At 69.1% G+C, this 6484-nt stretch carries 5 protein-coding genes; 3 read left to right on the top strand and 2 right to left on the bottom strand.

From position 1 onward, the window contains the following. Nucleotides 1-247: 247 nt before the first annotated feature. A complete protein-coding gene (locus AC1C2U_RS19340) occupies nucleotides 248-748 on the bottom strand; it encodes a hypothetical protein (protein ID WP_495363403.1) in 501 nt (166 codons plus the stop codon). 162 nt (nucleotides 749-910) lie between these two features. Between AC1C2U_RS19340 and AC1C2U_RS19335 the strand changes: the two genes are divergently transcribed. The 3 genes from AC1C2U_RS19335 (at nucleotide 911) to AC1C2U_RS19325 (ending at nucleotide 3326) form a co-directional block, all read left to right on the top strand. Continuing rightward, nucleotides 911-2179 (top strand): sensor histidine kinase, encoded by a 1269-nt coding sequence (locus AC1C2U_RS19335; RefSeq protein ID WP_495363402.1) that lies wholly within the window; start codon nucleotides 911-913, stop codon nucleotides 2177-2179. Nucleotides 2180-2214: 35 nt separating this feature from the next. Continuing rightward, complete coding sequence (locus AC1C2U_RS19330; protein ID WP_495363401.1) at nucleotides 2215-2934, top strand: response regulator transcription factor; 720 nt, start codon at nucleotides 2215-2217, stop codon at nucleotides 2932-2934. Between the two features lie 110 nt (nucleotides 2935-3044). Next, the gene (locus AC1C2U_RS19325; protein WP_495363400.1) at nucleotides 3045-3326 is read left to right on the top strand and encodes a DUF4242 domain-containing protein; all 282 of its coding nucleotides are present in this window, start codon (nucleotides 3045-3047) and stop codon (nucleotides 3324-3326) included. A gap of 126 nt (nucleotides 3327-3452) precedes the next feature. Here AC1C2U_RS19325 and AC1C2U_RS19320 read toward each other — a convergent pair whose 3' ends face one another. Further along, complete coding sequence (locus tag AC1C2U_RS19320) at nucleotides 3453-6338, bottom strand: ATP-binding protein (protein WP_495363399.1); 2886 nt, start codon at nucleotides 6336-6338, stop codon at nucleotides 3453-3455. Between the last annotated feature and the right edge of the window lie 146 nt (nucleotides 6339-6484).

Genomic DNA, 6484 nt, shown 5'->3' with positions numbered 1-6484 from the left:
CCCGCCCACATGGCTCGACCCCAACGGCCGATGGCGCCACACCACGAAATCCCCAACCAGACTCGCCGACCAACTCGAACGAAGACCACCCGCAATCGCATGACCACACCCTGCGTACGGTGCGCCACACCGGCACCGGCACGCGCCTTCGCGCCGGTCGACGTGATCAACGATCACGCTCGTCATGCCGCACCGATCAGTGCCGCTCGATGAGATCCGTGATCACTCTCGTCATGCCACGAACCGCTCAGCGCGCGAGCGTGACGCCGAGCGTTGCCAGCATGCCGAACACCACGCCCCAGAGCACGATCGAGATGACCTGCCAGAAGATCACCGTGTTGCGGTTCGCGCCGAACGACACCATCGCGGCGGACGTGATCTGGCTCGGCAGCATCGTCTGGCCGACGATGCTCACGCCCGCGACGCCGTACTTGTCGAACGCACGGCGCAGCTTCTCACGGCGCGGGGACTCGACGGGCTCCATGCCGGCGCCGACCCCGCCGGCGCCGGCTTTGCCCGCGACGACCTTCGAGCGCACGCCGTGCGCGGTCAGCACGAAGATCAGCATCGAGATGATATTGCCGATGACTGCGACGCCGATCGCCAGCGCGGTCGGCAACCCGATCAACACCCCGATGACCGAGCCGAAGTACGACTCGACGAACGGGATCGCGGCCACCACCATCACACCGAACCATTGGAGGAAGGTGGGGAGAGAAGCGGCGAAGTCCTGGAGGGTATCGATCATGACGAGTCCTTTCGTAGGGGCGGGAGATTCGGTCGTCGGGGCGGAGGTTCGGTTCAATCCTTCGCGGGCAACCGCGATGGCGGCAGTGTCGAGGTGTCAGGGGATCACGTGGGTTTCCACACCGAAGGCCGTGACAAATGTCACTGGCCTAGGCTCGAATCCATGGCTGCCGAACTGGCCCGCAGTGTGCAGACCACATGGCTGTACACGCTCGGGTCGATCGTGTTCTTCTTCGGATTCCTCGACCTCATCGTCGCGCTGACGATGTTCGAGATGTACGTGCAGTCGAGCGACCCCACGACCGCCGTGCTCATCGTGCTGATGCTCGTCGCGTCGGCGACGCAACTGCGATTCTGCTGGTTCCTCCGCGTCGGGCGCGGCGGTGGCCTGCCGCACCCCGGCTGGACGGCCGCCCTCCTGGCACCCGCTGCCATCGTCTGGGTGCTCGGACTCTTCTCACCGGGCAGCGAACTCGCGGCTGCAGTGCCGCTGTGGGCCGCTGCGTCCCTCATCGCCTGCCTGCTGCCGAGGGCGCAACGCTGGCTCCTGCTGCTCGCCGCGCTCGTCGTGCTGATCGCGCACCCGATGCTCGCGACGATGATCACGGGCGAACCGTTCGCGTTCGTGCGCTCGTCGAGCGTGTGGATGATCGGCATCTTCGCGGTGATGCTGCCCTTCATGCTGCTCACGAGTGTGTGGTGGTGGGAGGTCGTGGCGCAGCTCGACCGGCACCGGCGCACCGCCGCCGAGCTCGCGGTGACGCAGGAGCGGCTGCGGTTCGCGTCCGACCTGCACGACATCCAGGGCCACCATCTGCAGGTCATCTCCCTGAAGTCCGAGCTCGCCGAACGCCTGCTCGAGATCGACCCGGCGGCGGCTCGCGGGCACCTGCACGAGACACGCCTGATCGCGAAGCAGGCCCTCGAAGAGACCCGCTCGCTCGTCGCCGGCTACCGGAAGGTCGCGTTCGACGACGAGCTCGAGAACGCCCGTGAGGTGCTCACGGCCTCGGGCGCCGAGTGCCGGTTGCGCCTCGGCCCGCTCCCGGCCGATGCGGCGGCGCGGAGCGCGCTCGCATCGGTGGTGCGCGAGGCGACGACGAACATCCTGAGACACAGCGAGGCGGCCATGGTGACGATAGAACTGACGACGACGGGCGAGCGCATCGAGCTCGCGATCGAGAACGACGGCGTCACGGTGGCGGATGCCTCCCGGTCGGATGCCTTGGGGGCGGATGCCGCGGGGCCGGATGCCTCGACGCCGGCCGGTGCCCGCCCCGGCGCCGCCCCGCGCGCCCAGGGCTCGGGGCTCGCGGGTCTGCGAGAGCGGCTCACCGCCGTCGGCGGCACGCTCGAGACGGCGACGGATGCCTCGGGCGGCCACTTCGAGCTCCGCGCCGCGGTGCCCGTGGGCGAGCGGGTGGCGGCGTGAGCGGCGTAAACGTGAGCGGCGCAGACGGGCTGGACATGGCAGGCGCAGGCGTGGGTGGCACTGCCGGGCAGGGCAAGGCGGGCGCAGGCGGGCTGAGCGGTGCCGGCGGTGCCGGTGGTGTCGGCGGTGGCGGTGCGGGTGATGCACCGCGCAGTATCCGTCTGCTCATCGCCGACGACGAGCACCTCATTCGCGGCGCACTCGAGGCCCTACTGAATCTCGAGCCTGACATCGAAGTCGTCGCGAGCGCCGACAACGGCGTGACGGCCGTCGAGCAGGCGATCGCGACCGTGCCCGACGTGTGCCTGCTCGACCTCGAGATGCCCCGCGCTGACGGGCTGGAGGCGGCGGCACGCATCCTCGCCGAGGTGCCGACGCACGTCGTGATCGTGACCCGGCACGCCCGTCCCGGCGTGCTGCGGCGCGCCCTCGCGTCGAAGGTCTCGGGATTCGTGCCGAAGTCGACGCCCGCCGAAGACCTCGCGCACGTCATCCGCGACGTCGCCGCCGGTCGACGCTACATCGACCCCGAGATCGCCGCGACCGCGCTCACCGCCGAGCGCTGCCCGCTCACCGATCGCGAGCTCGACGCGCTGCGCTACAGCCGTTCGACGACGAGCGTGCAGCAGATTGCCGAGCGACTGCACCTCGCGCAGGGCACCGTGCGCAACTACCTCTCGTCGGCGATGACCAAGCTCGACGCAGCATCGCGGCACGAGGCCGCCGAGAAGGCGTGGCTGCAAGGCTGGATCTGACACGGCACCGGGCAGCCGAGCTCGTCACCGAGGAGGGGCCGCGCCGAGGCATCCGGAGTACCCTGTGACCCAATACCTGTAAAGCCCGATACCTGCAAAGGGGGAACGAGATGCCGTACTTCATCATCGAGCGCAACTACGCCGAAGACGTTCCGGTGCCGCTCGAGGCCGCTCCCGACATCAACCTCATCAACGATGAGGAAGACGTGCGATGGCTCTACTCCTTCCTCGCCGTCGATCGTCGCAGGAGCTACTGCCTGTACGAAGCGCCGTCGATGGAGGCGATCCGAGCCGCTGCTGTGCGCGCCGGGATGCCCGCCGACGTCATCACCGAGGTCGATGGCCGCATTATGCCGAGCGGCAACCTCGCGGGCGTCGCCGAGTTGGTCTAAGCCCTCAACCGAGTTGGGCACGGCGTCGGCCGGATTGGTCTGAGTCTGAGCCGCAGTCTGGGCCGCACCCGCACCCGCAGCCTGAGCCTCAGCAGTGACGGGCACGCCCTCAGATCGTTTCAGGATTCATATCAGCCCCCGTTCCCGCGCATACATCGCGGCCTGGGTGCGGTTGACCGCACCGATCTTCGTGAGAATGTTCCGCACGTGATTCGCCACAGTGTGCTCGCTGATCACGAGCCGTGCGGCGATGTCGCGATTGCTCCTGCCCTCGGCGATGAGCCCGATGACCTCGCGTTCGCGCGCGGTGAGTCCGCCTGAGACCTCGAGAGCGGATGCCGCGGCACCCGCGTCGAGCGACCGCAGCACTCGCACCATGCCGGCGGGTTCGGCGATCGCCCTCGCGCGTTCGGCGAGCGCGGCTGCCTCAGGTGAACCCGGGTCGGCGCGGCGCAGGTGATCGGCCCACGCGGAGAGCGTTCGCGCGACGTGAAGCGGAGCGCCGCTGCGTTCGGCGAGTTCGAGAGAACTCTCGAACCGCTCGACTGGAGACCCTGTGCCGCAGAGGGACTCGATCTCCCCCAGATAGCAGTCGGCGGCGCCGAACGGAGCGGCGAAGAGGCCCGACATGAGGTTGAGGCCGGAGTACTCCGTGAGCCACGGGTGCAGTCGTTCCGCGGCGGCGACGTCGCCGAGCCGGACTGCCCCCTCGGCCATGAAGGCGAGACGGGCCGGCCAGTCGCTGGAGTCGCTCGCGTTCGACGCGGTGTGCTCGATGAGCCAGTCGAGCATCCGCCGTGTCGGCGCTTCGAGTCCGAGTTCGGTGTAGAGGGCGAGGAGGCCCGGTGCCCAGCGTTCGGCGGGTGATTCCCCTCCGGTGACGTAGCGGCGAACGTCTTCGATCCGTCCCAACTCCCGGCGCAGCATATAGCTCTGCACGGCGTTCGTGCTCGACATCCCGTCGTCCCGGAAGTCGATTTCGTCGTACCGCAGCTGTCGGCATGCGGCCGCAGCCTCCTCGAGGCGCCCGCCGATGAGGGCCCGCCCGAACCGGACGTGTACCACCCAGTAACCCCAATGCCCGCTCGACTGCCGGCTCATGTTCACGAGGTAGCTCTCGGCCTGGTCGAGCCCGGCGCGGTCGCCGAGGAGATAGCTGTTCGCGAACACATTCATTGTTGCGGCGCCCATCCACTCGTTGCGCATCGATCGCGTCAGTCCGAGCAGCTCGATCGCGCGTTCCTGCCGCTTCGCGACCCCCCGCGGGCGGAGCGTCATGGAGACGATCGAACGGAGTACGGATGTCAGCACAACAGGATCTCCCAGCGCCCGGGCGAGACCGACCGCGCGGTCGCCGATCCGCTCCGCTTCATCGACGGCCCCGGTGAACGCCGTCGCCCGGGCGAGCGCCCCGATCGCTTCGACGTACAGGGGGTCGCCGTCGTCCTTCCGAACTTGCGCGAGCCCCGCCGAGAGCAGCTCGAGTGCTCGATGCCCGAGCAGGCCCGGCCGCCAGGAGGCATCCTCGTATCCGATCGCCGCGCGCAGCTGCAGTCGTGGATCTCCTGCGCCCGCAACAAGCTCGTACAGGATTCGCGCCCGAGACGTGTCGATAGCGACATCCCAGCTGCCCGCCGCGCGAAGCAGCAGCTCAGCCTGCTCGTCGCTGTCGGGGGAGATCTCACCCGCTTGCTCGAACAGGCGCCCGGCGTCTTCATACGCGAAGCGGGCCTCCGCGAGCTCGGCAGCGCGGATCAGGTAGGTCACTGCCCGATCGCCGAACCCGAGCGCGCGGGCGGCCGAATAGTGGTGGGCGAGTCGCTGGATGAGCCGCGGCGCCGTGGGGAAGTTCGACTCGAGCACCTGCGCGATGCGCGCGTGGGTTCGCAGCAGGTCAGTGCTCGGGATGTCGTCGATGACCGCCTGCCGCGCGATGGCGTGCGGGAAGCGGTAGCGATCGCCCGCCAGGCGCGGCGGCTCGATGAGGCCGGCGCCTACCGCGGCATCCATCGCAGAAAGCGTGACGTCGACGGATGCCTCGCTGATGCCGATCAGCTCACTGAGATCGACCTCCTGGCCGAGCACCGCGGCGAGCTCGAGCACCGAGCGCTGGGATGGTTCGAGCGTCGCGATGCGGGACCGCACGATATCGCTGACCGAGTCGGGTAGCTCGATCACGCGCTGGTCGCCTTGGTGCTCGGCCCCGACGACCGGATGCCACATGGCTCTGAGGAGGAACGGATTGCCGCCCGTGAGCTCGCCGAGCAATTCGGCCGACGCGCGGATACCGGCACGCGAGACGCCGGCGCGGGCCGCGACGTACTCGGTGATCTCTGCGGGAGTGAAGGGAGCCAGCCCGATGCGCAATACGCCGCTCAGTCGGGCGAGTGACGCGAGCGTGTCCGCGAGTGCGCCCGACCGGTCCGGCGGTGCGTTTCGAAGGGTGCCGAGCAGCAGTACCCTCGCCTCCGCTGTGCCCTCGACCACCCGGCGAAGGAGTTGAATCGCCGCAGGCCCCGCCCAGTGCAGGTCGTCGAGGGCAAGCACCACCGGGCGTATCGAAGACGCGGCGCGCAGCACGTCGATCACCGCGGAGAACACACGCTCCTGGCCCATCGACCGATCGGCGGCATCCTGGCCCGTTCGATCGAGCACGCCCTCGAGGAGCTCGGCCGAGTCGATGTCGGAGATGTCGGTCGCAACCTCCCGGTACGCCGGAATGAGCGCCCGGAGCGGCTCGTCGAAGGGCTCGAACGGAGCGCCGAGCTCTTGGATGCACGATCCGACCAGCACCGCGGCGCCGCTCGCGCGGAGCCGTATGCAGACCTCGCTCACGAGCCGAGACTTTCCCGCGCCCGGCTCGCCGCTCACGAAGACCGCGCGCCCCGCGCCGCCGATCGCGTCGGCCCACGCCGACTCGATCGCTTCGACGTCTTCGTGTCGAGCGATGAACGGCGGCTGCCCGGACGTCGTCCAGCCGGCCGGCAGCGCCGGGGCGGACCATTCCCCCATCTGCCCACGATAGTCCGCGACCGCGCTCGCGGCGATGACCCGAATTGACTACGCCGGCGTGCGCTCGAAGATGGGTCGTCCTCGTCATGTGGCGCGGCGGCATCCTTCCTACCGTGAGGCCAGCGGCGCTCTTCCAGGAGCCTGCA

This window comes from Agromyces sp. Y575, from assembly GCF_059445445.1.
This window is presented reverse-complemented; position numbering and strand designations above follow the sequence as displayed.

Coding starts and splice junctions, on each gene's coding strand:
- AC1C2U_RS19325 (WP_495363400.1), top strand. CDS start 3,045: ATGCCGTACTTCATCATCGAGCGCAACTACGCCGAAGACGTTCCGGTG.
- AC1C2U_RS19340 (WP_495363403.1), bottom strand. CDS start 748: ATGATCGATACCCTCCAGGACTTCGCCGCTTCTCTCCCCACCTTCCTC.
- AC1C2U_RS19320 (WP_495363399.1), bottom strand. CDS start 6,338: ATGGGGGAATGGTCCGCCCCGGCGCTGCCGGCCGGCTGGACGACGTCC.
- AC1C2U_RS19335 (WP_495363402.1), top strand. CDS start 911: ATGGCTGCCGAACTGGCCCGCAGTGTGCAGACCACATGGCTGTACACG.
- AC1C2U_RS19330 (WP_495363401.1), top strand. CDS start 2,215: ATGGCAGGCGCAGGCGTGGGTGGCACTGCCGGGCAGGGCAAGGCGGGC.